This is a genomic window from Buchnera aphidicola (Formosaphis micheliae) (assembly GCF_039403185.1).
In the GTDB taxonomy this organism is placed as follows: Bacteria; Pseudomonadota; Gammaproteobacteria; order Enterobacterales; family Enterobacteriaceae; genus Buchnera_C; species Buchnera_C aphidicola_B.
On the sequence record NZ_CP135047.1, the window covers coordinates 463,677 to 488,754 of the forward strand.

At 29.2% G+C, this 25,078-nt stretch carries 33 protein-coding genes, 1 tRNA gene, 1 rRNA gene and 1 pseudogene; 2 read left to right on the forward strand and 34 right to left on the reverse strand.

Going from position 1 to position 25,078, the window contains the following annotated elements:
- Nucleotides 1-56: 56 nt before the first annotated feature.
- The 4 genes and pseudogenes from RJX12_RS01945 to RJX12_RS01960 form a co-directional block, all read right to left on the reverse strand.
- Nucleotides 57-2,985 (reverse strand): 23S ribosomal RNA (locus tag RJX12_RS01945).
- Between the two features lie 146 nt (nt 2,986-3,131).
- A tRNA-Glu gene (locus tag RJX12_RS01950) sits at nt 3,132-3,207 on the reverse strand.
- A gap of 181 nt (nt 3,208-3,388) precedes the next feature.
- Nucleotides 3,389-4,221 (reverse strand): annotated as a pseudogene (gene aroE / locus RJX12_RS01955) (shikimate dehydrogenase).
- Between the two features lie 151 nt (nt 4,222-4,372).
- The gene (locus tag RJX12_RS01960; protein WP_343192079.1) at nt 4,373-4,849 is read right to left on the reverse strand and encodes a DUF494 family protein; all 477 of its coding nucleotides are present in this window, start codon (nt 4,847-4,849) and stop codon (nt 4,373-4,375) included.
- Between the two features lie 378 nt (nt 4,850-5,227).
- Between RJX12_RS01960 and def the strand changes: the two genes are divergently transcribed.
- Together def and fmt are read left to right on the forward strand one after the other, a co-directional pair.
- Complete coding sequence (gene def / locus RJX12_RS01965) at nt 5,228-5,752, forward strand: peptide deformylase (RefSeq protein WP_343192080.1); 525 nt, start codon at nt 5,228-5,230, stop codon at nt 5,750-5,752.
- Nucleotides 5,724-6,704 (forward strand): methionyl-tRNA formyltransferase, encoded by a 981-nt coding sequence (gene fmt / locus RJX12_RS01970; protein WP_343192081.1) that lies wholly within the window; start codon nt 5,724-5,726, stop codon nt 6,702-6,704. Before def ends, fmt begins: the two co-directional genes overlap by 29 nt.
- 745 nt (nt 6,705-7,449) lie before the next feature.
- Here fmt and rplQ read toward each other — a convergent pair.
- From rplQ to fusA, 30 genes are all read right to left on the reverse strand, one after another.
- Nucleotides 7,450-7,839 carry a 50S ribosomal protein L17 gene (gene rplQ / locus RJX12_RS01975; RefSeq protein ID WP_343192082.1) on the reverse strand — a complete coding sequence of 130 codons (390 nt, stop codon included), beginning with the start codon at nt 7,837-7,839 and terminating at the stop codon, nt 7,450-7,452.
- A gap of 44 nt (nt 7,840-7,883) precedes the next feature.
- Nucleotides 7,884-8,876 carry a DNA-directed RNA polymerase subunit alpha gene (locus RJX12_RS01980; protein ID WP_343192083.1) on the reverse strand — a complete coding sequence of 331 codons (993 nt, stop codon included), beginning with the start codon at nt 8,874-8,876 and terminating at the stop codon, nt 7,884-7,886.
- Between the two features lie 29 nt (nt 8,877-8,905).
- Nucleotides 8,906-9,526 (reverse strand): 30S ribosomal protein S4, encoded by a 621-nt coding sequence (rpsD, locus tag RJX12_RS01985; RefSeq protein WP_343192084.1) that lies wholly within the window; start codon nt 9,524-9,526, stop codon nt 8,906-8,908.
- 33 nt (nt 9,527-9,559) lie between these two features.
- Nucleotides 9,560-9,949, reverse strand: coding sequence for a 30S ribosomal protein S11 (rpsK, locus tag RJX12_RS01990; RefSeq protein ID WP_343192085.1), 390 nt, complete (start codon nt 9,947-9,949; stop codon nt 9,560-9,562).
- 25 nt (nt 9,950-9,974) lie between these two features.
- Entirely contained in the window at nt 9,975-10,331 is a 357-nt protein-coding gene (gene rpsM, locus RJX12_RS01995) for a 30S ribosomal protein S13 (RefSeq protein ID WP_343192086.1), read from the reverse strand.
- Between the two features lie 132 nt (nt 10,332-10,463).
- A complete protein-coding gene (gene rpmJ / locus RJX12_RS02000) occupies nt 10,464-10,580 on the reverse strand; it encodes a 50S ribosomal protein L36 (protein ID WP_343192087.1) in 117 nt (38 codons plus the stop codon).
- Nucleotides 10,581-10,602: 22 nt separating this feature from the next.
- Nucleotides 10,603-11,943: a preprotein translocase subunit SecY gene (secY, locus tag RJX12_RS02005; RefSeq protein ID WP_343192088.1), complete on the reverse strand. Its 1,341-nt coding sequence runs from the start codon at nt 11,941-11,943 to the stop codon at nt 10,603-10,605.
- 12 nt (nt 11,944-11,955) lie between these two features.
- The gene (gene rplO / locus RJX12_RS02010; protein WP_343192089.1) at nt 11,956-12,390 is read right to left on the reverse strand and encodes a 50S ribosomal protein L15; all 435 of its coding nucleotides are present in this window, start codon (nt 12,388-12,390) and stop codon (nt 11,956-11,958) included.
- A 3-nt stretch (nt 12,391-12,393) separates the two neighbouring features.
- Nucleotides 12,394-12,576 (reverse strand): 50S ribosomal protein L30, encoded by a 183-nt coding sequence (rpmD, locus tag RJX12_RS02015; RefSeq protein WP_343192090.1) that lies wholly within the window; start codon nt 12,574-12,576, stop codon nt 12,394-12,396.
- Nucleotides 12,577-12,582: 6 nt separating this feature from the next.
- Nucleotides 12,583-13,086, reverse strand: coding sequence for a 30S ribosomal protein S5 (rpsE, locus tag RJX12_RS02020; protein ID WP_343192091.1), 504 nt, complete (start codon nt 13,084-13,086; stop codon nt 12,583-12,585).
- Between the two features lie 11 nt (nt 13,087-13,097).
- Complete coding sequence (gene rplR, locus RJX12_RS02025; RefSeq protein ID WP_343192395.1) at nt 13,098-13,460, reverse strand: 50S ribosomal protein L18; 363 nt, start codon at nt 13,458-13,460, stop codon at nt 13,098-13,100.
- 4 nt (nt 13,461-13,464) lie between these two features.
- Entirely contained in the window at nt 13,465-14,001 is a 537-nt protein-coding gene (gene rplF / locus RJX12_RS02030; RefSeq protein WP_343192092.1) for a 50S ribosomal protein L6, read from the reverse strand.
- 12 nt (nt 14,002-14,013) lie between these two features.
- Entirely contained in the window at nt 14,014-14,406 is a 393-nt protein-coding gene (gene rpsH / locus RJX12_RS02035; protein ID WP_343192093.1) for a 30S ribosomal protein S8, read from the reverse strand.
- A 37-nt stretch (nt 14,407-14,443) separates the two neighbouring features.
- Nucleotides 14,444-14,749: a 30S ribosomal protein S14 gene (rpsN, locus tag RJX12_RS02040; RefSeq protein ID WP_343192094.1), complete on the reverse strand. Its 306-nt coding sequence runs from the start codon at nt 14,747-14,749 to the stop codon at nt 14,444-14,446.
- A gap of 12 nt (nt 14,750-14,761) precedes the next feature.
- Nucleotides 14,762-15,301: a 50S ribosomal protein L5 gene (rplE, locus tag RJX12_RS02045; RefSeq protein ID WP_343192095.1), complete on the reverse strand. Its 540-nt coding sequence runs from the start codon at nt 15,299-15,301 to the stop codon at nt 14,762-14,764.
- 7 nt (nt 15,302-15,308) lie between these two features.
- The gene (rplX, locus tag RJX12_RS02050; RefSeq protein ID WP_343192096.1) at nt 15,309-15,635 is read right to left on the reverse strand and encodes a 50S ribosomal protein L24; all 327 of its coding nucleotides are present in this window, start codon (nt 15,633-15,635) and stop codon (nt 15,309-15,311) included.
- A gap of 32 nt (nt 15,636-15,667) precedes the next feature.
- Nucleotides 15,668-16,039, reverse strand: coding sequence for a 50S ribosomal protein L14 (rplN, locus tag RJX12_RS02055; protein WP_343192097.1), 372 nt, complete (start codon nt 16,037-16,039; stop codon nt 15,668-15,670).
- A 157-nt stretch (nt 16,040-16,196) separates the two neighbouring features.
- Complete coding sequence (rpsQ, locus tag RJX12_RS02060) at nt 16,197-16,451, reverse strand: 30S ribosomal protein S17 (protein WP_343192098.1); 255 nt, start codon at nt 16,449-16,451, stop codon at nt 16,197-16,199.
- 9 nt (nt 16,452-16,460) lie between these two features.
- A complete protein-coding gene (rpmC, locus tag RJX12_RS02065) occupies nt 16,461-16,640 on the reverse strand; it encodes a 50S ribosomal protein L29 (RefSeq protein ID WP_343192099.1) in 180 nt (59 codons plus the stop codon).
- The gene (gene rplP / locus RJX12_RS02070) at nt 16,640-17,050 is read right to left on the reverse strand and encodes a 50S ribosomal protein L16 (RefSeq protein WP_343192100.1); all 411 of its coding nucleotides are present in this window, start codon (nt 17,048-17,050) and stop codon (nt 16,640-16,642) included. Before rplP ends, rpmC begins: the two co-directional genes overlap by 1 nt.
- 16 nt (nt 17,051-17,066) lie before the next feature.
- Entirely contained in the window at nt 17,067-17,771 is a 705-nt protein-coding gene (gene rpsC, locus RJX12_RS02075) for a 30S ribosomal protein S3 (RefSeq protein ID WP_343192101.1), read from the reverse strand.
- Nucleotides 17,772-17,792: 21 nt separating this feature from the next.
- Nucleotides 17,793-18,125 carry a 50S ribosomal protein L22 gene (gene rplV / locus RJX12_RS02080; protein WP_343192102.1) on the reverse strand — a complete coding sequence of 111 codons (333 nt, stop codon included), beginning with the start codon at nt 18,123-18,125 and terminating at the stop codon, nt 17,793-17,795.
- Nucleotides 18,126-18,146: 21 nt separating this feature from the next.
- Nucleotides 18,147-18,425, reverse strand: coding sequence for a 30S ribosomal protein S19 (rpsS, locus tag RJX12_RS02085; protein ID WP_343192103.1), 279 nt, complete (start codon nt 18,423-18,425; stop codon nt 18,147-18,149).
- 16 nt (nt 18,426-18,441) lie between these two features.
- Complete coding sequence (rplB, locus tag RJX12_RS02090) at nt 18,442-19,266, reverse strand: 50S ribosomal protein L2 (RefSeq protein WP_343192104.1); 825 nt, start codon at nt 19,264-19,266, stop codon at nt 18,442-18,444.
- A 17-nt stretch (nt 19,267-19,283) separates the two neighbouring features.
- Entirely contained in the window at nt 19,284-19,592 is a 309-nt protein-coding gene (gene rplW / locus RJX12_RS02095; RefSeq protein ID WP_343192105.1) for a 50S ribosomal protein L23, read from the reverse strand.
- Entirely contained in the window at nt 19,589-20,194 is a 606-nt protein-coding gene (rplD, locus tag RJX12_RS02100; protein WP_343192106.1) for a 50S ribosomal protein L4, read from the reverse strand. Before rplD ends, rplW begins: the two co-directional genes overlap by 4 nt.
- Nucleotides 20,195-20,201: 7 nt before the next feature.
- Complete coding sequence (gene rplC / locus RJX12_RS02105; protein ID WP_343192107.1) at nt 20,202-20,840, reverse strand: 50S ribosomal protein L3; 639 nt, start codon at nt 20,838-20,840, stop codon at nt 20,202-20,204.
- 31 nt (nt 20,841-20,871) lie between these two features.
- Complete coding sequence (rpsJ, locus tag RJX12_RS02110) at nt 20,872-21,183, reverse strand: 30S ribosomal protein S10 (protein ID WP_343192108.1); 312 nt, start codon at nt 21,181-21,183, stop codon at nt 20,872-20,874.
- Between the two features lie 471 nt (nt 21,184-21,654).
- Nucleotides 21,655-22,836 (reverse strand): elongation factor Tu, encoded by a 1,182-nt coding sequence (gene tuf / locus RJX12_RS02115; RefSeq protein ID WP_343192109.1) that lies wholly within the window; start codon nt 22,834-22,836, stop codon nt 21,655-21,657.
- A gap of 41 nt (nt 22,837-22,877) precedes the next feature.
- Nucleotides 22,878-24,992, reverse strand: coding sequence for an elongation factor G (gene fusA / locus RJX12_RS02120; RefSeq protein ID WP_343192110.1), 2,115 nt, complete (start codon nt 24,990-24,992; stop codon nt 22,878-22,880).
- Nucleotides 24,993-25,078 lie beyond the last annotated feature (86 nt).

The following is a 25,078-nucleotide window of genomic DNA, read 5'->3' on the forward strand; positions in this document are numbered from 1 at the left end:
AATTTAGATAATAAGAACAAAATTTATTCTTATTAATAAAACATCTCTGGTGTTGTAAGGTTAAGCCTCTCGGGTCATTAGTACTAGTTAGCTCAACATATCACTATGCTTACACATCTAGCCTATCAACGTCGTAGTCTACAACGTCCCTTCAGTAAACACACAATAATGTTTCAGGGAAGACTTATCTTGGGGCAAGTTTCGTGCTTATATGCTTTCAGCACTTATCTTTTCCGCATATAGCTACCGGGCAATGCCATTGGCATGACAACCCGAACACCAGTGATGCGTCCACTTCGGTCCTCTCGTACTAGAAATAGACCCCCTCAATCTTCCTACGCCCACGGCAGATAGGGACCGAACTGTCTCACGACGTTCTAAACCCAGCTCGCGTACCACTTTAAATGGCGAACAGCCATACCCTTGGGACCTGCTTCAGCCCCAGGATGTGATGAGCCGACATCGAGGTGCCAAACACCGCCGTCGATATGAACTCTTGGGCGGTATCAGCCTGTTATCCCCGGAGTACCTTTTATTTGTTGAGCGATGGCCATTCCATACAGAACCACCGGATCACTAAGACCTGCTTTCGCATCTGCTCGCGTTATCACGCTTACAGTTAAACTGGCTTATGCCTTTACACTAACATTACGATTTCCAACCGTAACTAGCCAATCTTTGTGCTCCTCCGTTACTCTTTGGGAGGAGACCGCCCCAGTCAAACTACCCACCAGACACTGTCTCTATACCGGATAACGGTATTAGATTAGAACACTAATGTTTAAAGGGTGGTATTTCAAGGGTGGCTCCAATTAAACTAGCGTTTAAAATTCATAGCCTCCCACCTATCCTACACAGTAAAAATCAACATTCAGTATCAAGCTATAGTAAAGGTTCACGGGGTCTTTCCGTCTTGCCGCGGGTACACTGCATCTTCACAGCGATTTCAATTTCACTGAGTCCTAGGTGGAGACAGCCTGGCCATCATTACGCCATTCGTGCAGGTCGGAACTTACCCGACAAGGAATTTCGCTACCTTAGGACCGTTATAGTTACGGCCGCCGTTTACCGGGGCTTCAGTTCAGAGCTTTAGGTTTCCCTTAACCCCTTCGATTAACCTTCCGGCACCGGGCAGGCGTCACACCGTATACTTCCACTTTCATGTTTGCACAGTGCTGTGTTTTTAATAAACAGTTGCAGCCAGCTGGTATCTTAGACTGAATTCAGCATTAGGAGTAAAATCCTGTTACCTACATTTCAGTGTGCCTTCTCCCGAAGTTACGGCACTATTTTGCCTAGTTCCTTCACCTAGGTTCTCTCAAGCGCCTTAGTATTCTCTACCTAACTACCTGTGTCGGTTTGAGGTACGATTTAATATTACCTGATGCTTAGAGGCTTTTCTTGGAAGTGTGGTATAGATTACTTCGTTACCGTAATAACTCGTCATCACGCCTCAGATTAAAAAAGACCGGATTTGCCTAATCTTTATACCTACACGCTTAAACCAGGAAAACCGTCTCCTGGATAATTTAACCTACTCCGTCCCCCCTTCGCAGTAATATCAAGCACAGGAATATTAACCTGTTTCCCATCGATTACGCCTTTCGACCTCACCTTAGGGGTCGGCTTACCCTGCCCCGATTACCGTTGGACAGGAAACCTTAGTTTTTCGGCGAACAAGTTTTTCACTTGTTTTATCGTTACTCATGTCAGCATTCGCACTTCTGATTCCTCCAATGCACTTCACAATACATCTTCAATGGTTTACAGAACGCTCCCCTACCCAGCAAAAAAATATATCTTCTTATTTGCTGTCGCAGCTTCGGTGTATAATTTAGCCCCGTTAAATCTTCCGCGCAGGCCGACTCGACCAGTGAGCTATTACGCTATCTTTAAATGATGGCTGCTTCTAAGCCAACATCCTGGCTGTTTATGCCTTCCCACATCGTTTCCCACTTAATTATAACTTAGGGACCTTAGCTGGCGATCTGGGTTGTTTCCCTCTCCACAACGAACGTTAGCACCCGCTGTGTGTCTCCCGTGATAACATTCTATAGTATTCGGAGTTTGCATCGGTTTGGTAAGCCGGGATGGCCCCCTAGTCGAAACAGTGCTCTACCCCTACAGATGAATTCACGAGGCGCTACCTAAATAGCTTTCGGGGAGAACCAGCTATCTCCCGGTTTGATTGGCCTTTCACCCCTAGCCATAGGTCATCCGCTGATTTTTCAACATCAGTCGGTTCGGTCCTCCAGTTAGTTTTACCTAACCTTCAACCTGCCCGTGGCTAGATCACCGGGTTTCGGGTCTGTATCCTGAAACTTAACGCCTATTTAGGACTCGGTTTCCCTTCGGCTCCCCTATACGGTTAACCTTGCTACAGAATACAAGTCGCTGACCCATTATACAAAAGGTACGCAGTCACTCTTTTAAATAATTTAAAAAAAGCTCCTACTGCTTGTACGTATATGGTTTCAGGTTCTATTTCACTCCCCTAACCGGGGTTCTTTTCGCCTTTCCCTTACGGTACTAGTTCACTATCGGTCAGTTAGGAGTATTTAGCCTTAGAGGATGGTCCCCCTATATTCAAACAGGATTTCTCGTGTCCCGCTCTACTTGTTGAACTCACAAAAAAATTTTTTTAATATACTGGGCTATCACCATGTACCGCTATTTTTTCCAAAATATTCTACTTAAAATTAATTTGATTCTAGTTCTAGGCTGCTCCCCTTTCGCTCGCCACTACTTAGGGAATCTCGGTTGATTTCTTTTCCTCGAGGTACTTAGATGTTTCAGTTCTCTCGGTTTGCTTTATTAATCTATAGATTCAATTAATAATGATACAATTATGTACCGGGTTTCCCCATTCGGATATCGTCAGCTATAACGTGTCATATCAACTTACCGACGCTTTTCGCAGATTAGCACGTCCTTCATCGCCTCTAACTGCCAAGGCATCCACCATATACGCTTATTTGCTTAACCTTACAACCCACAGATGTCTTAATTATAAGATTTTGAACTTATTTTCCAAATTTTTAAAGAACTTTATTCATAATTTATTTTTATATCAAAACCAAATTAAGAATAACATATAAATAAAATATAGTACAGAAATAATTTATTTTTTTTGGTGTCCCCTAGGGGATTTGAACCCCTGTTGCCGCCGTGAAAGGGCGATGTCCTAGACCTCTAGACGAAGAGGACTAAAAATTAAAATATAGTACACCATATAATATTATATATCTCTATGTTACAGAACAAGTTAAAAGAGTCAAGTTTTTTTTATTAATTTTATTACTTTAATATAAGTTTAAACTGCAAAATACAAACAAATATCTCAATATATATTATCTCAATAAATACATCCAAAATAAAAAACATTTACTTACTTTTTATATTTTATTTTTATTACATCAATAACCGAATTTATATCAGGTAACTTACCAAACCAAAGAAAAAAAGAATATGCAGCTTGTATTACTAACATACCTATTCCGTCAGAAATACCTGCTGATCCTATTTTTTTACACCACCGTAAAAATGGAGTTAAATTTAATTGATAATACATATCATAACAATATGTTGTAGGACAAATAATTTTTTCTGGTAAAATAGGTAATGTATTCTGTAATCCACTAGATGTAGCATTAATAATTAAATTAAAATGAATTTTATGTAACTCATTATTAGTAATCAATATAATATTTCCAAAAATTTTAAATTTATCTACTATGTTTCTTGCTTTATCCATATTTCTATTAGTAATAAAAATAGAACAATTTAATGACAATAAAGATAATATTATACCTCTTGCAGCACCACCTGCACCAACTAATAATATGACATCATTTTTTTTAATAAATCGTAATCTTTTTAAATCTTTTATTAAACCTATACCGTCAGTATTATCTCCTAATAATTTACCATTCTGTAATTTTTTTATAGTATTTACTGATCCTGAAATTTTTGCTCTTTTTGTTAAAATATCACATATATTGACCACTTCTTCTTTAAATGGTACAGTAATATTACATCCCATCCCACCTTGAGAAAAAAAAAATTTAAATATGATGTTAACTTACCTATAGGAACTAAAATAGCAATATAATTACTTTCTATTCCAATTTGTTTATAAAATAAACTATGAATTTTAGGCGATTGAGTATGATGAATAGGATTACCAAAAACTGCATATCTACTTTGTTTTATTATTTTCATAATAGTAATTACCTAATGAATATTTATAATATATCTAAAAAATATATTTAAATTTAAAATATAAACATTTAATAAATAATATTGATTAAATATAATTAAAAAAATAATAAAATATCTATTTATTATTTTAAAAAATATAAAAAATAATAAATTAATGTAATATAGACGAATTACTGACGTTAAATAATAAGTGTTCTAATTTATTATAAGCATCTTCACAACTAGGTATATTAAATAATACCATTAATACTACCCACTTCAGTTCTTCTATATTAATTTTTTGTATTTCAAGCGCCATTATACGTTCTATAACAATTTCTCTTGTTTCTATATTTAATACTTGTAAATGTTCTAAAAATAACAAAAAACCTTGACAATCAACATTCAATCGTTGCAATTCTTCTTCAGTATAAATTCTTATTGGTAATGGATTAGATAATACAGATACCGAAAACACTGATTTAATTTGATAATCAGCTAATTTTTTTAACCAAATTAACGCATTATAAATATCTTTTTTTTGAAATCCAATATCAAATAAATCATTTGCTAATCTATCATGATCAATAAAAACCTCTATAGCACTATGAATATACGTTTCAAATAAATATATTAATACGTCAAACATTATATCCTCTATTAAATATTTCTTATATAATATTATATATAACATTATAATATACATAAAAAATGCTAATTTAAATATATCTAATAAATATTAGTAATTAGTTCAGATTAATTTATACAAAAACTTCTATATATAATAAAAAATTAGTAAATTTAAAAAAATATATATATTTAAATAATATTATATATTAAAGTATATCAATTTTAATTTAATAAAATAAAATTCTATACATTTTTTATATAAAAAAACAACTAAATTAATGAAAATAAAATTATTACAAATATAAAAAATATAATTAATATAAAAAGATATGAATTATTTTAAAAATCAATATAATAAAATTTATATTACATTATCATACTAAAAATATAATAAATTATGACTATTTTAAAAATACTAAAATATCCCAATGTAAAATTAAGAAAAATCGCAAAACCAGTAAAAAAAATAAATAAAAAAATTCAAAATATAGTAAACGATATGTTTGACACAATGTACCATGAAGATGGAATTGGTTTGGCAGCAACTCAAATTGATATTCCATTACAAATAATTGTAATCAGTAAAATTACTGAAAAAAATAATCCTTTAGTCCTAATAAATCCAAAAATTATAAATCAATACGGAGAAAAAAAAGTAGAAGAAGGTTGTTTATCTTTACCAAAACAATATGCAATTATAAATCGATATGAATTTATTAAAATACAATATTTAGATTATTACGGAACCCATAATATAATCGAAACAAATTCTCTTTTATCTATATGTATTCAACATGAAATGGATCATCTTATTGGAAAATTGTTTATTGATTATCTATCTACACTTAAAAAAAACATCATTATAAAAAAAATCAAAAAAATGGCTAAAAAAAATGAATTACTATCTAGAAAATACATATAATAAAATAAATTCATCACTTAAAATTATTTTTGCTGGTACACCTAACTTTGCAGCACAACATTTACATGCTTTATTATCTTTAAACTACAATGTCATTGCTATATTAACTCAACCAGATCGCCCTTCTAACAGAGGTCAAAAAATTAATTCATCTCCAGTTAAAATAATTGCTAAAAATTATTCTATCCCTATACTACAACCTACTTTACTAGATTCCACTAAAATAATAAATCAATTAAATCAATTTCAAGCTGATATTATGTTAGTTATAGCTTACGGACTTATTATACCAGAAAAAATTTTAAATTTATTTCCATTAGGTTGTATCAATGTACATGCCTCTTTGCTTCCTCGTTGGAGAGGTCCAGCTCCAATTCAATGGACAATTATAAATGGAGATAAAGAAACTGGAATTAGCATAATTAAAATGAATAAAGGTATCGATACAGGAGACATTTTATATGCTATGAATTGTACTGTCTCATCTAATGATACTTATACAAGCTTAGAAAAAAAACTAATATTAATTGGAATAAAAGCAATATTAATTGTATTAAATAGATATAATAAAGAAAAAAATATACTTATTAAACAAAATAATATAAATAGTACCTATGCTTCCAAAATAAACAAAAAACAAGCAAAACTCGACTGGTATTGCCCTGCAAAAAAATTAGAACGATTAGTTAGAGCATTCCAACCTTGGCCAATAGCTTTTTTTTCTATTAAAGATATTTTAATTAAAGTTTGGAATGCAAATGTGATACATCATAATATAAATACAAAAAAAAAAATTGGAGAAATTATATCTGCTGACAGAAAAGGATTACAAATTAATACTATACAAGGTATACTAAATATAACAAAAATACAAATACCAAACAAAAAAATAATGACTGTTCAAGAATTTTTAAATTCTAAAAAAAATAGTTTATTATTCGATACAACTTAATACGTTATAAAAAATAAATATTAATATATTTTATATTAAACCGTTATATATTTTATGCCATCAATAATACATAAAAATAATATTTATATATTAAACAATACTATAGTTATACAACATTTAACATAAAATACTATTATATTATATTAATATGTTAATATTTAACCTAAATATTAGACAATGTATTAAATATTTTATCTAATTATTAATTAACAAAAATTATACTAATTACATAAAAAATATAGTAATAATTATATTATAATAATAACTATATTAAACTCATATTTATTCCATAAATATCATCATCTATATATTAACGACATAAATAAAATTACTTAATTTCGTAAATAATATCAAAACACTTATTAAAAATAATTTTTTATTGCATTAATTTTAAAAATATTATATCTCACGATATAAATTTATATTGTTACTAAAAAATATATATTAAAAAATAAATAAAATAAAATATTTTTTTTGTTTACCTCATATTTAACATCATTGGATTCTTTTCAATAAAAAAATATTTTTTATGTTACTATCACATATAATAAGTAACCTAATAATTTTATATATAACACATAGAGATCATTAATACGTGAATAACGTTAATAAAATTAAGTTAATTAAAACATATTAAAAAATATAAACTATCAAATAATTTATTTATAAAACAGAACGGCAATATATGCCGTTTGTTTATTGTAATAAGCAAAAAAAATATTTTTTATTTTCATAAAAAATATATTTACTTTTTTTCTATTTTTAACACATTATTTTTCAATCTATCAACAAATTGCATATAAGCAAGAGGAGCATTATCTCCTTTTCTAAAACCACATCTTAAAATTCTAATATAACCACCAGAACGATTAATAAAGTAAGGCGCAATATCTGTAAATAATTTTGAGACTATCTCATTATTTCTAATTTTAGAAAAAATTAATCTACGATTACCAACATTATCTATTTTAGCTCTAGTAACAAAAGGTTCTACTATACGACGTAATTCTTTTGCTTTAGCAACAGTTGTTTTAATTAATTCATAACGTAATAATGTACAAATCATATTCTTAAACATTAATTTAGTATGATCTGAATTTCTATTTAATCGACGACCAATTTTTCTATGACGCATTATACTCTCCTAACACACAAAATAATACAAAAAATCATATTACATTAATCATCTAAAATATTGTCTGGAGGCCAATTTTCTAAACGCATACCTAAAGATAGATCTCTAGCTGCTAAAACATCTTTAATTTCAGTTAAAGATTTTTTACCTAAATTAGGCGTTTTTAATAATTCAACTTCTGTTTTTTGTACTAAATCACCAATAAAATGAAGATTTTCAGCTTTCAAACAATTTGCTGAACGAACAGTTAATTCTAAATCATCAACTGGACGTAACAAAATTGGTTCAAATTTAGGTTTTTCTTCTTTTAATACTAGTTCCTTATTTGTATCACTTAAATCAACAAACGCTTCTAACTGTTCTGACAAAATAGTAGCAGCACGTCGAATAGCTTCCTCTGGATCAATAGTACCATTAGTCTCCATTTCAATAATTAATTTATCTAAATCAGTTCTCTGTTCTACACGAGCAGCTTCAACATTATATACAATTCTATCAATAGGACTATAACAAGCATCTAAAAATAACTTACCAATAAAACGATTATTATCTTCTAAAGATATTCTATTTATTGCTGGTACATATCCTCGTCCACGTTGTACTGTAATTCGCATACTAATAACAGCTGTCTCATCAGTTAAATTACAAATAACATGTTCAGAATTTACTATTTCAACATCGGAAGTATGAATAATATCTGATGCCATCACTGGACCTATCCCAGATTTATGTAAATTTAATATTACTTGATCTTTATCAAATAACTTAATTGCTAAACCTTTTAAATTTAATAAAATCTCTAAGATATCTTCTTGAACTCCTTCTTTTGTACTATATTCATGTAAAATACCATCAATCTCTACTTCTGTTACCGCGCATCCAGGCATAGAAGACAGTAATATTCTACGTAATGCATTTCCCAAAGTATGACCAAATCCACGTTCTAATGGTTCTAAAACTATCTTTACATGAGTAGAACTAATTTGTTGAACATTAACTAGACGCGGTTTTAAAAAATTCATTACAGAACTCTGCATGCTCTCCTCTTAAATTATCTATAATAACTTTATTTAGAATAAAGTTCGACTATCAAATGTTCATTAATTTCTGCAGATAAATCATCTCGTTCTGGATAACTCTTAAATATTCCTTCCATTTTATCACTATTAACTTCTAACCAACGTGATTTTTCCCTTTGTCCAGATAAATCCAATGCAGCTTTAATACGAGATTGATTTTTGCATTTTTCTCGAACATTAATTCGATCATTAGATGACAATTGATAAGAAGGAATATTAACAACTTTATCATTTACCAAAATAGATTTATGATTAATTAACTGACGAGCTTCAGATCGCGTGGAACCAAAACCCATTCTATAAACAACATTATCTAATCTATTCTCTAATAATCGTAATAAATTCTCACCTGTATTACCTTTCATACGCATAGCTAATGTATAATAATTCCTAAATTGACGTTCTAATATACCATATAAACGACGAACCTTTTGTTTTTCTCTTAATTGAATTCCATAATCAGACAATCGAGGTTTACGATTTCCATGTTGACCTGGCAATTGTTCTATCTTACATTTTGTCTCAATAGCACGTACACCTGATTTTAAAAATAAATCACTACCCTCACGACGACATAATTTTAATTTAGGTCCTAAATATTTGGACATTTTATTTATTTCCTCTATATACATATTTTTTGATTATACTCGACGTTTTTTTGGAGAACGACAACCATTATGAGGTATAGGAGTAATATCAGTAATATTCGTAATACGAAAACCAGCAGAATTCAAAGCTCTAATAGTTGACTCTCTTCCAGGACCTGGTCCTTTTACCATAACTTCTAAATTTTTTATTCCATATTCTTTAACTTTTTCAGAACAACGTTCAGCAGCAACTTGAGCTGCAAATGGAGTAGATTTTCTCGATCCTCTAAAACCTGAACCTCCAGATGTAGCCCAACCTAAAACATTTCCGAGCCTATCTGTAATTGTCACTATAGTATTATTAAATGAAGCATGAATATGAGCGACCCCATCTAATACCTGTTTTTTAATACGTTTCTTAGAACGAATTGAATTCTTTAACATTATTAATAAAATTCCTTTTGTTATATTATTTTTTTATCGCCTTACGCGGACCTTTTCTAGTACGAGCATTTGTTTTAGTTCTTTGACCTCTTACAGGTAAACCTTTTCGATGTCGTATACCTCTATAACATCCTAAATCCATTAATCTTTTTATATTTAAAGTAGTTTCTCTCCGTAAATCACCTTCAACTATATATTTACTAACTTGATTACGTATTAATTCTATTTCTAATTCATTTAAATTTTTTACTTTAACGTTTTCTTTTATATTAGTAATAGAACATATTAATTTAGAACGAGTTTTTCCAATACCGTATATCATTAATAATGCAATAACAACATGTTTATGATCAGGAATATTAATGCCTGCAATACGAGCCACTATTTACTACTCCTATAGATTTATAATATTTTTTTAACAATATATATATATATATATATATATATAAACTTATATAGTTTATATACTTATTAATATATTTAATTCTTAAAAACCTAAGTAAACAATTGTCATTTAACCTTGACGCTGTTTATGTTTTAATTCATTTGAACAAATTACCCGAACAACATTATTTCTTTTAACAATTTTACAATTACGACATAACCTTTTAACTGAAGTTCTTACTTTCATTTAATTCTCCAAAAAATATTAATTATCTATGAATATCTTTCATACTTAATTTAGATTTCTTTAATAAAGATTCATATTGCATAGACATTATTAGTGTTTGTATATGAGATATAAAATCCATAACAACTATTACGACAATTAATAAAGACGTACCTCCAAAATGAAATGGTATATGCATAGTAATCTTCATTAATTCTGGAATCAAACAAATAAAAGTAATGTACAAAGATCCAATTAACGTTAAACGTAGCATAATCGTATTAATATACTTAGATGTTTTTTCTCCTGGTCTAATACCAAGAATAAAAGCACCTGTTTTCTTTAAGTTTTCTGCCGTTTCTCTCGAATTAAAAACTAAATTAGTATAAAAAAAACAGAAAAAAATAATTGCACAAGCATAAATTAAAATGTATAAAAATGTACCAGGCTGTAAATACTCTATTACTTTTTTAAATACATTCCATTTACTATCCCTTCCAAACCAAGTTAAAATAGTTACAAAGAATAACACTACACTAGATGCAAATATAGAAGGCATTACACCTGACATGTTTATTTTTAACGGAAGATAACTACTTTGAGACATATATATTCTTTTTCTTTGCTGACGTTGAGCATAATTTACATGAATTTTTCTTTGACTACTTTCAATAAAAATTATCAAATAAATCAACGAAAGAATAAAAAAAATTACCAATAAAATAAATAAAAAATTATAATGATTTAATCTTACATATTCCAATGTACGACTAATAGAAATAGGTAACCCTGCTACTAGACCTGAAAAAATAATAATAGAAATACCATTTCCTAAACCCTGTTCAGTAATAAATTCACCTAACCACATTAAAAACATTGTACCAGTTACTAAACTAACAACTGCAAAAAAATAAAATATAAAACTAGGATTAATAATTAAAAAATGTAATCCAGGTAAAGAAGGTAACCCAATAGCTAAAAAAATAGATTGTATTATTGATAAAAACAAAGTACAACATCTAATGTATTGGTTTATAACACGTCTTCCATATTCCCCTTCTTTTTTAATTTCCATTAACTTCGGACAAATAAATGTTAATAACTGAATAATAATTGATGCTGAAATATATGGCATAATTCCTAATGAAAAAATAGATGCTCGACTTAGAGCTCCTCCAGAAAAAATATTAAACATTTCAACAATTGTAGTACCTGCTTGATGTTCCAGTAATTTAGATAATACTAATAAATTAATTCCTGGAATCGGAATAAAAGATCCAATACGAAAAATAATCAATGCTATAACAACAAAAAAAACTTTATTTTTTAATTCAGTTAATCCACTAGAATAATTCTTAAATTTTGATCCTATTTTTTTGACCATATTATATACTACTTATTCCTCTATTTTACCACCAAAAGATTCAATAACTGCACGAGCTCCTTTGGTAACACGCAGACCAGATATTGTAATTGGAGAAAAAATACTTCCTGACATAATAATTTTTACGGTGTTAATATGTTTTGCAATAATTTTTTCTGATTTTAATATATTCAAAGTAATAATTTGTTTCGAAAATTTTTCTAATGATGATAAACGTACTTCTTTTGTTAACCTTTTCTTTTTTGATACAAATCCAAATTTAGGTATTCTTCTATATAAAGGCATTTGACCTCCTTCAAAACCACGACTTATACTACTTCCTGTCCTTGATTTTTGTCCTTTATGCCCTCTGCCTGATGTTTTTCCTAAACCAGAACCAATACCTCTTCCTACTCTTTTTTTTTCTTTATGAGATTTTTTCTCTGAAATAAGATTATTTAAATACATCAATTACATTTCCTGTATTTTTAACATGTAAGACAATAGCTTAATCATACCACGTATAGCAGGTGTATCTTCACGTTCTACTGTATGCCCAATATAACGTAATCCCAAAGCAAGTAATGTAGCCTTATGTTTAGACAAACGACCTATCGAACTTTTTATTTGAGTAATTTTTATACTTTTTCCCATTTTATCTTATCCAATAAAATATTCTATACATTTATCTCTTTTTGCAGCTATCATTTCTGGAGATTTCATATTCTCTAAACCATGTATTGTAGCTTTGACTACATTAATAGGATTAGTAGAACCGTACGTTTTAGCTAATACATTACGTATACCAGCAACTTCTAATACAGCTCTCATAGCACCACCAGCAATAATACCAGTACCTTCTGATGCTGGCTTCATAAAAATACTAGAACCTGTATGAAACCCTATGACAGAATGTTGCAAAGTACCATTTTTAATTGATACATTAACCATATTCTTACGCGCTTTTTCCATTGCTTTTTGAATAGCTTCTGGTACTTCACGTGCCTTTCCGTATCCAAAACCCACTTTTCCTTTACCATCACCAACTACAGTTAAAGCTGTAAAAGAAAATATTCTACCACCTTTTACTGTTTTAGATACACGATTCACAGTAATTAACTTTTCTTTAAATTCTAAATTAACTTGTTTTACTAAATTTATCATATAAAAATTCCTTAAAAATATAATCCAAATTCACGTGCAGAATTTGCCAAATTCTTAATTCTTCCATGATATTTAAAACCAGAACGATCAAAAGAAACTTCTTTAATACCTTTACTTAATGCACGTTCAGCTATTAATTTACCAATTTCTGAAGCTCCAACTTTATTACCAGTATATACTAAATTTTTCTTAACATTTTTTTCTAACGTAGAAGCACAAACAATTGTCTTGGCATCTATAGAAGAAATTATTTGTGCATAAATATGACGAGCAGTTCTATGTACTACTAAACGTATTGCTCCTAATTTTTTTAACTTCATTCGTGTTTTATATGCTCGACGTAAACGAGCTATTTTTTTATTTTTATTGACCATCATTTTACTTCTTTTTAGCCTCTTTTAAACGTACAACTTCATTATTGTAACGAATTCCTTTACCTTTATAAGCTTCTGGTACACGATAAGAACGAAGATTAGCAGCTACTTGACCTACTAATTGTTTATCAGCACCAGTTATTATAATTTCAGTAGGAGACGTAATTTTTGCTTGAATACCATATGGTAATTTATATTTTATAGGATGTGAGTATCCCAATAACATATTGATAACAGTTTCATTAACTAACGATACACGATATCCTACTCCAATTAACTGTAATATTTTAACAAAACCACCTGTCACACCCTTAATCATCGAATAAATCAATGCTCTTGATGTACCAGCTTGCGACCAATTGTATGAATTATCTAAAACAACATTAAATATTAATATAGAATCCTTTCTTTCTATCATAACGTTTTTATGAATAATATACCTGAGTTCTCCATTTGTACCTTTTATAACAATTTTTCTACCTTTTAAATTTATCTCTACACCATCAGGAATAACAATAGGATTTTTGGCGATACGAGACATTTTATTCTCCAATTAAGAAATATAACATATAATTTCACCACCGAGACCTAATTTTCTTGCTTCTCTATCAGTAATTACACCTTTAGAAGTTGAAATAATAGCAATACCTAATCCAGATATAACAACAGGCAATTGATCTCTTTTTTTATATATACGTAAACTAGGACGACTTACCCGTTTAATTAAATCAATCACTCCTTTACCATTAAAATACTTTAAAATTATTTCTAATCTTAATTTAACTGTACCTGATAAAATAAAATCTTTAATATAACCTTCTTTTTTTAATACACGACTCATAGCAACTTTAAGTTTAGAAGAAGAAACTATTACTGATAGTTTATTAGATATTTGCCCATTACGAATACACGTTAACATATCTGAAATAGGATCTTGCATACTCATTTATTATATTCTCCTATCTATTTTAATAAATATCACTTTACCAACTTGATTTCTTTAATCCAGGAATTTCACCACGCATAGCTGCTTCTCTTAGTTTAATTCTACTTAAACCAAATTTACGTAAAAAAGCATGCGGTCGACCTGTTTGACGACAACGATTACGTTGTCTAGATGGACTAGAATCTCTTGGTAAAATTTGCAATTTTAATACTGCATTCCAACGTACATCTTTTGATTGAGTAATATCTGAAATAATATTTTTTAATTTAATACGCTTATGAAAATATTTTTCAGCCAATTTAATTCTTTTTATTTCACGTGCTTTAATTGATTCCTTAGCCATCTAACACCTTATTTACTTACGAAAAGGAAAATGAAAAGAAGATAATAAAAGATAACCTTCTTGATCAGAATGTGCTGTTGTAGTAATACTAATATTTAATCCACGAATTTTATCAATTTTGTCATAATCTATTTCTGGAAAAATAATCTGCTCACGAATACCTATATTGTAATTTCCTTGACCATCAAAAGATTTTTTAGATAACCCCCTAAAATCTCGAATACGTGGAATAACTATACTAATCAAACGATCTAAAAAATCCCATTTTCTCTTACCTCTTAATGTAACTTTACAACCAATAGGATATCCTTGACGAATTTTAAAACTAGAAATAGATTTTTTAGCTTTTGTAATTATAGGCTTTTGACCCGAAATTAAAGATAAATCTGATAATGCTCTATCTAATACTTTTTTATCAGATACTGCAACACCAATACCAATATTTAAGGTAATTTTTTCAATCTGAGGAACTTGCATAATAGTCTTATAATTACATTTACTCTTTAACGTTTTTATTACTGTACTTTTATAATAATCATATAGTCTTGACATGATCTAATTATGACTCCATATAATTTAATGTCTTTTTATTAGATTTAAAAAAACGTACTTTTTTCCCATCTTCAAACCTAAATCCTATACGATCTGCTTTATTTGTAGCTGAATTAAATATAGCAACATTAGAAACATGAATACCTAATTCTTTACTTATAATACCACCTATTTGATTTTGAGATGGATTAGATTTTTGATGTTTTTTAACTAAATTAATACCACTAATAATTACTTTATTAGATGATAAAACTTTTTTTACAACACCTGTTTTTCCCTTATCTTTGCCTGTTAATACAATTACAGTATCATTAGAACGTATTTTAGCACCCATATTATATATATTTTCCTTTTACCTTCAACAACCTAAAGTACTTCAGGAGCTAAAGAAATAATTTTCATAAACTTACTTACTCTTAATTCCCTAGTAACTGGTCCAAAAATACGAGTACCTATAGGTTGTTCTGTTGTATTATTTAAGATTACACATGCATTACTATCAAATCTAATAATAGATCCATCAGATCTTCTAATCCCTTTTTTTGTTCTTACTATAACAGCTTTCAAAACATCTCCTTGTTTTACTTTACCTCTAGGAATTGCTTCCTTAACAGCAACTTTAACAATATCTCCTATTACAGCATATCTTTTTTTTGAACCACCTAATACTTTTATACACATAGCATAACGTGCACCTGAATTATCTGCTACATTTAAAATACTTTGTTCTTGTATCATATTTATAATCCAATAATTATACAAAAATATTTATTAAAATAAATATTTATACCTTTATAAAAATTATACACTTTAATATTATTTTTTATATTTCTTATTAAAAAAACATATAATCAAATTTTATATTATCAGTTATACACACATGAAATATAATTGTTTACGAAATAGATCTTTCAACAATTTGTACTAACATCCAAGATTTTTTTTTAGATATTGGACGACATTCCCTTATCTCTATCAAATCACCTACAGAACATTGATTTTGTTCATCATGAAAATGTAATTTTGTTGTACGTTTTATAAATTTTCCATATAGAGGATGTTTGACAAAACGTTCAACAGCTACTACGGCAGATTTTTGCATTTTATTACTAATAACACGGCCTTGTAATACACGAATTTTTTTTGTCATAACCGAAACCTATTCAGATAACAACATTTTAATTTTTGCAATATTTCTACGTGATTTTTTTAGAAGATGAGATTGTTTTAATTTTCCAGAAGTAAATTGCATTCGTAAATTAAATTTTTCACGCAGTAAATTAGACAACTCCATATGTAAAAACTTATTATCCTTTTTACGTAATTCATTAATATTCATTACATCACCATTTTAGTTACAAATGTCGTTTTAATTGGTAATTTCGACGCTGCTAATTTTAATGTTTCTCTTGATAATGATTCAGATAAACCTGAAATTTCATATAAAATCTTACCAGGTTGAATTAAAGCAACCCAATACTCTACATTACCTTTTCCTTTTCCCATACGAACTTCTAATGGTTTTTGTGTAATAGGTTTATCTGGAAAAATACGTATCCACATTTTTCCTTGTTTCTTAACAGCTCGACTAATAGTAATACGAGCTGCTTCAATTTGACGAGCTGTCAATCGACCTCTTCCTATTGATTTCAAACCAAAACTACCAAAAACAACATTAGTATTAACAGATAATCCACGATTACGACCTTTATGCATTTTACGAAATTTAGTACGTTTAGGTTGCATCATATATCACAATTTCTCCTTATTTACGATGTTTACGATAATTTTTTTTAATATGAGAAAAAGGTTTATCTAAATTTTTATTTTCTATAGAAACTCCTCCTAAAATTTCTCCCTTAAACACCCATACTTTGACGCCAATAATACCGTAAGTGGTATATGCTTCAGAGGTATTATATTCAATATCTGCTCTTAATGTATGTAATGGAACACGTCCTTCACGATACCATTCTTTTCTTGCTATTTCAGCTCCTCCTAAACGTCCACTCATTTCAACCTTAATACCTTTCGCTCCATTTTTCATCGCATTTTGAACTGCTCTTTTCATTGCACGTCTAAACATTATCCTTCTTTCTAATTGAGAAGTAATATTATCAGCTATTAATTTTGCATCTAACTCTGGTTTTCTCACTTCTGCAATATTTATCTGAACTGACACACCTGTAATTTCTGAAATTGCAATTCGTAACTTTTCTACATCTTCACCTTTCTTGCCTATAACAATACCAGGACGAGCTGTATAAATTGTTATACGTACATTTTTAGTAGGTCGTTCAATAACAATACGTGATACAGACGCTTTTATTAATTCTTTTTTTAAAAATTGTCGAATTTTAAAATCACTGTCTAAATTATTAGCAAAATTTTTACTATTTGAAAACCATACAGAATTCCATGATTTTACGATACCTAAACGCATACCATTAGGATGTACTTTTTGACCCATTACTTATTTATCCCCATAATATTAACAATCCGACATAACTACAGTAATATGACTGGTACGTTTTAAAATTCTATCGGCACGACCTTTAGCACGTGGCATCATGCGTTTTATAGTTGGACCGTCGTTAACAAAAATTTTTTTTATTATTAAGTCATCAATATCGAGCCCATTATTATGTTCAGCATTTGCTATTGCCGATTCTACAACTTTTTTCACTAAAACAGCTGATTTTTTATTCAAATATATTAATTTTTCTAAAGCAATTTGTACTTTTTTTCCTCGAATTAAATCCACAACTAAACGTATTTTTTGAGCAGAAGAACGTGCTTGACAATACTTAGCTATAATTTCCATTTATTCCTCTTATTTTATAAATTAACGTTTTTTAATCTTTCTATCAGCAATGTGTCCTTTATAAGTACGTGTTACTGCAAATTCTCCTAACTTATGACCTACCATATCCTCAGTAATAAAAACGGGAATATGATGCCGTCCATTATGTATTGCTATAGTAAAACCTATCATACTTGGAAAAATAGTAGAACGACGAGACCAAGTACGTAAAGGTTTTTTATCATTTGTTCTAATAGCTTTCTCTATTTTTTTAAATAAACTCAAATCAATAAAAGGACCTTTTTTAAGAGAACGTGGCATAGTTTATCCTTAAATATTACTTCTTATTATGACTATGTAAAATAAATCGATCAGTGCGTTTATTTCTTCTTGTTTTTTTACCTTTAGTTTGTATTCCCCATGGAGTTACTGGATGTTTCCCAAAATTTCTACCTTCACCACCTCCATGCGGATGATCTACAGGATTCATAGCCGTTCCCCTTACAGTGGGTCTAATACCTCTCCAACGAGATACTCCGGCTTTTCCAAATCTCATAAGCATATGTTCTTCATTTCCAACTATACCAATAGTTGCTTTACAATTCCCTAAAATTTTTCTAATTTCTCCAGATCTTAATCTTATAGAAACATATAATCCTTCACTAGCTACTATTTGTACATAACTACCTGCTGAACGAGCGATTTGACCTCCTTTTCCTGGTTTTATTTCTACATTATGAACTGTTGTACCTATTGGTATACATTTTAATGGTAAAGAATTACCTATTTTAATTGATGCACCTATACCAGAAAAAATTAAGTCACCTACAGATAAACCTTTAGGTGATAAAATATAATTTCTTTTTCCGTCTTTATACAATACCAATGCAATATTAGCTGAACGATTTGGATCATATTCTATACGCTCTATTTTAGCTGGTATTCCATCTTTACTTCTTTTAAAATCAATTATCCTGTATGCTTGTTTACAACCACCTCCAATATGACGTGTAGTAATTCGACCATCATTATTTCTACCACCTGTTTTAGTTTTTTTTTTTGTTAATAAAGAATATGATTTACCTTTAAATAAATCTTTATTAACTAATTTAATCATATGACGACGACCAGGAGATGTTGGTTTACATTTTATAATAGTCATACTATTTATAATTTCCTCTAAACTGAATCTATATTACTAATTGAATCTAAATTATGACCTTTTTTTAAAGTAATATATGCTTTTTTCCAATTATTCTTTTTTATAACTTTATGATTTTTTATTTTCTTTTTGCCTTTAACTAATAAAGTATTAATAGATAATACTTCTACTTTTAATAGATTTTGTATTGCATGTTTTATAATTAATTTATTAGTATCACGTTTAACTTTAAATATTATAGTATTAGATTCTTTTAAACAAAAAGAAGATTTTTCTGATACTTTAGGAGCTAATAATATATCAAACAAATAATCTTGATTAATCATAAAAAACATTCCTCAATTTTTCTAATTGCTGTAGAAGTAATTATAACCTTTTCAAAAGAAATTAAACGAACTGGATTTATAGAACTCACATCACATACATCAACTTTATATAAATTACGAGCAGCAAGTAATAAATTATTATCTATTCCTTTAGTAATAATTAAGACTTGTTTTACATTTATAGATTTTAATTTATTAATTAACAATTTCGTTTTAGGTAGTTCTAAAAAAAAATTTTTAAAAACAATAATTCTATTTTGACGCAATAATTCGGAAAATATACTTTGTATAGCACCACGATACATTTTACGATTAACTTTTTGAACATAACTTTTTGGTTTAGCTGCAAAAGTTACTCCACCTGATCGCCACAATGGACTTCTTATTGAACCAACCCTAGCACGTCCCGTACCTTTCTGTCGCCATGGTTTTTTACCAGATCCAGACACTTCTGCTCGACTTTTCTGTGCTCGTGTTCCTTGTCGAGCACAAGATTGATACGACATGACTACTTGATGGACAAGAGCTTTATTAAAATGTTGATTAAACATTTCTTGAGATAAATTAAACTCAACTAACTCATCCTGAAGCAATAGTTTCATATAATAATTATCCCCTTAATACTTTAACAGCTGGTTTAATAATAAGATTACCACCAATTGAACCTGGTACAGAACCTTTAACTAACAATAAATTCTGATTGATATCAACTTTCACAATCTTTAAACTCTGAATTGTTATTTTAGAATTACCCAGATGCCCTGCCATTTTTTTTCCCTTAAAAACTCGACCTGGAGTTTGGTTTTGACCAATTGAACCAGGCGCACGATGTGATAAAGAATTACCATGACTAAAATCCTGAGTTCTAAAATTCCATCTTTTTACCGTACCACTAAAACCCTTTCCTTTGGAAATTCCTGTAATATCAACTTTATTTATATTAGTAAAAAAATTTACATTAATAGTTTCACCAACTTTGAATTCTTGATTATTATTGATACGAAATTCCCATAAACCACGACCAGCTACTACTCCTGCTTTTATGAAATGTCCAGATTCAGGCTTTTTTAATTTATTTAACCGTTTATTTCCGGTTGTTACTTGAATAGCATTATATAAATTATTTTTTATAGTTTTCACCTGAGTAATTCTATTTTCATGTACTTCAATAACGGTAACTGGAATAGAATCTCCTTCTTGATTAAAAATTCGTGTCATACCAATTTTTTTACCCACTAAACCTAACATTATTTACACCACTTAATAATTTAATTTCTAATTAACCTAGGCTAATCTGAACATCCACACCAGCCGCAAGATCTAAACGCATTAAAGCATCAACTGTTTTTTCAGTAGGTTCTACTATATCTATTAATCTTTTATGTGTACGTATTTCATATTGATCACGTGCATCTTTGTTTACATGCGGAGATATTAAAATAGTAAAACGTTCTTTACGTGTAGGTAGTGGTATAGGACCACGTACTTGTGCTCCAGTTCTTTTTGCAGTGTCAACTATTTCAGCAGTTGATTGATCTATTAATCGGTGATCAAACGCTTTAAGACGAATACGTATTCTTTGGTTCTGCATTAGTCAGAACTCCATTTATGTAAAAAACTAAAAAACACTTACTTACCATATTGAAAAAGTAAGTTAGCGTAATTAATTAAATTTATTACTCCTAATTTAGGAGAATTTAAAATCCTTAAACGATCATTATATATTAAAATAACATTACTTTTATAATAAAAATATTAATTAATATTGTTTATAAGGAGGGTATATTTAACATTAGAAAAACATGATAAATTATATTATTTTTTATAAAAAAAATCAATTTTACTTTATTAATAAATAACTAAAATATATAATAATAACTAAAAAATTTATTTATTACCCTTTTATTTTATATACTAATTATACATAATGATATTATTTATTAAAATAATTTAAATTCATTTAAAATATTATGTTTTTTTAAGAAAGAGCATCAGCGGCTCTTCCTTAAATATAATTCAAAAAAAATTAATTTATTGTTTAATTATATTATATAAAAAATTATCAAATAATTTTAACAACTACTCCAGCTCCTACTGTACGACCACCTTCACGAATAGCAAAACGTAATCCATCAGACATAGCAACAGGATGAATTAATGACACTACCATTTTAATATTATCTCCAGGCATAACCATTTCAACATTTGGAGGTAACTCTATCAAACCTGTGACATCTGTTGTTCTAAAATAAAATTGAGGACGATAACCTTTAAAAAAAGGAGTATGACGACCACCTTCTTCTTTCGATAAAACATATACTTCTGCTTCAAATTTCATATGAGGATGAATAGTACCAGGCTTGGCTAAAACTTGACCTCTCTCTATATCTTCTCGTTTAGTTCCTCTTAATAATACACCTACATTTTCACCAGCTCTTCCTTCATCTAATAATTTCCTAAACATTTCTACACCAGTACAAGTGGTTTTAATCGTATTTCTTATTCCTACAATTTCTACTTCTTCACCGACTTTTATTACACCTTGTTCAACACGCCCAGTAACAACTGTACCACGTCCAGAAATAGAAAATACATCTTCAATAGGTAATAAAAATGATTTCTCAATAGATCTTTTTGGTTCTGGAATATAACGATCTAATAATTCTGACAATTCAATGATTTTTTCTTCCCATTCTTGAACACCTTCTAATGCTTTTAATGCTGATCCTCTAATAATAGGCGTATCATCTCCTGGAAAATTATACTGAGTTAATAAATCTCTTACTTCCATTTCTACTAATTCTAGCAATTCTTCATCATCAACCATATCGCATTTATTTAAAAATACAATAATATATGGTACACCAACTTGTCTTCCTAACAAAATATGTTCACGTGTTTGAGGCATTGGACCATCACTAGCTGCTACTACTAAAATTGCTCCATCCATTTGAGCAGCTCCTGTTATCATATTTTTTATATAATCAGCATGTCCTGGACAATCAACATGAGCATAATGTCTATTACGAGTATCATATTCTACATGAGAAGTATTAATAGTAATACCTCTTGCTTTTTCTTCAGGAGCATTATCTATCTGATCAAATGCACGAGGAGATCCACCATATTTTTTTGCTAAAACAGTTGTAATAGCTGCTGTCAAAGTGGTTTTTCCATGATCAACATGTCCAATTGTACCTACATTTATATGAGGTTTGGAACGTTCAAACTTTTCTTTTGACATAAATTTATAATCCTACTCAAAATAAAATACATGGTAAAAATTTATTTTTCTTTAGAAAAAATGATATCTTTCGCAATAGATATAGGAGCTTCTGAATATTTTAAAAATTCCATAGAATAAGATGCTCTTCCTTGACTTTGTGAACGTAAACCAGTAGCATAACCAAACATTTCAGATAACGGTACTTGAGCACATATTACTTTAAAATTAACATTATTTTCCATACCTTCAATAATGCCTCTTCTACGATTTAAATCACCGATAACATCTCCCATATAATCATCTGGCGTTTCAACCTCTACTTTCATAATAGGTTCTAATAACACAGGATTAGCTTGTTTAAAAGCACTTTTGAAAGCCATGGATGCTGCTAATTTAAAAGCAATTTCAGAAGAATCTACATCATGATAAGAACCAAAATGTAAACGAACTCCTACGTTAACTACTGGATACCCAGCTAATGGACCAAATTTTAATTGTTCTTGAATACCTTTATCTATAGCAGAAATATATTCTCCTGGAATAACTCCACCTTTAATGTCGTTAATAAAACTATAATTCTCTCCATTGATATCTAACGGAAATAAATCAATTACTACATGTCCATATTGACCTCTTCCTCCTGATTGTTTTATATGTTTTCCTTCTATATTTTTTACTATTTTACGTATTGTTTCCCTATAAGCTACCTGAGGAGTACCCACATTACCATCAACATTAAATTCTCGTTTCATACGATCTACAATAATTTCTAAATGCAATTCTCCCATACCAGAAATAATTGTTTGATTAGACTCTGAGTCAGTCCATACTCTAAAAGAAGGATCTTCTTTTGCTAATCGACTCAAAGCTAATCCCATTTTTTCTTGATCACTTTTAGTTTTAGGTTCTACTGCAATCGATATAACTGGTTCAGGAAACTCCATTCGTTCTAAAATAATATTATGATTTTTATCACACAAAGTATCACCAGTAGTTACATTTTTTAAACCAATTGCAGCTGCAATATCCCCAGCTCTTACTTCTTTTATTTCTTCACGTTTATTTGCATGCATTTGTACAATCCTACCAAATCTCTCTTTTTGAGACTTAACAGAATTAAATACAGTATCTCCAGATTTTACTACACCAGAATATACTCTAAAAAAGGTTAAGTTTCCAACAAAAGGATCAGTTGCAATTTTAAAAGCTAAAGCAGAAAAAGGTGCATTGTCATATGATGAAATTTTATCATCATTTTTCAATTGATTTTTATTTAATAAAGAAGTATTAATTAATTTTACATCAATAGGTGAAGGTAAGTATTCAACAACAGCATCGAGTAAAGTTTGCACTCCTTTATTTTTAAAAGATGAACCACAAGTAATGAGCACAATTTCATTTTTTAATACTCTATGTCTCAAAGCACATTTAATCTCTTCTTCGCTTAATTTTTCTCCATTTAAATATTTATCCATAATATCTTCATTAGCTTCTGCAGCAAATTCAACTAAATTTTGATACCATTTTTGAGATAACTCTATCATATCGTTAGGAATATCCACATAAGTAAAGGTTACTCCTTGATCATCGTTATTCCAATATACTGCTTTCATTTTTATTAAATCAATTATACCTGAGAAATTATTTTCACAACCTATAGCTAATTGAATTGGAACTGGGCTAATATTAAAACGATTTTTAATTTGTTTTACTACTTTTAAAAAATTTGCTCCTATACGATCCATTTTATTTATAAAAGCAATCCTAGGAACTTTATATTTATTAGCTTGACGCCAAACAGTTTCAGATTGAGATTGAACTCCCCCTACTGCACAATACACCATAATCACACCATCTAGAATACGCATAGAACGTTCTACTTCTATTGTAAAATCTACATGTCCTGGTGTATCAATAATGTTAATTCTATGTGCATCAAACTGATTAGCCATTCCTGACCAAAAAGTTGTTGTTGCAGCAGAAGTAATAGTAATACCTCTTTCTTGTTCTTGTTCCATCCAATCCATTGTTGCAGCTCCATCATGCACCTCACCGATTTTGTGATTAATTCCTGTATAAAATAAAATACGTTCCGTAGTCGTCGTTTTTCCAGCATCTATATGAGCACTAATACCAATATTTCTGTAATTTACAATCGGTGTAATACGAGCCATTTTATCCTTCTTATCTTAATCTATTTTAAATATCTTTGCATATATACAACCTCAGATACCAACTAAATTGACTAATCATGAATACA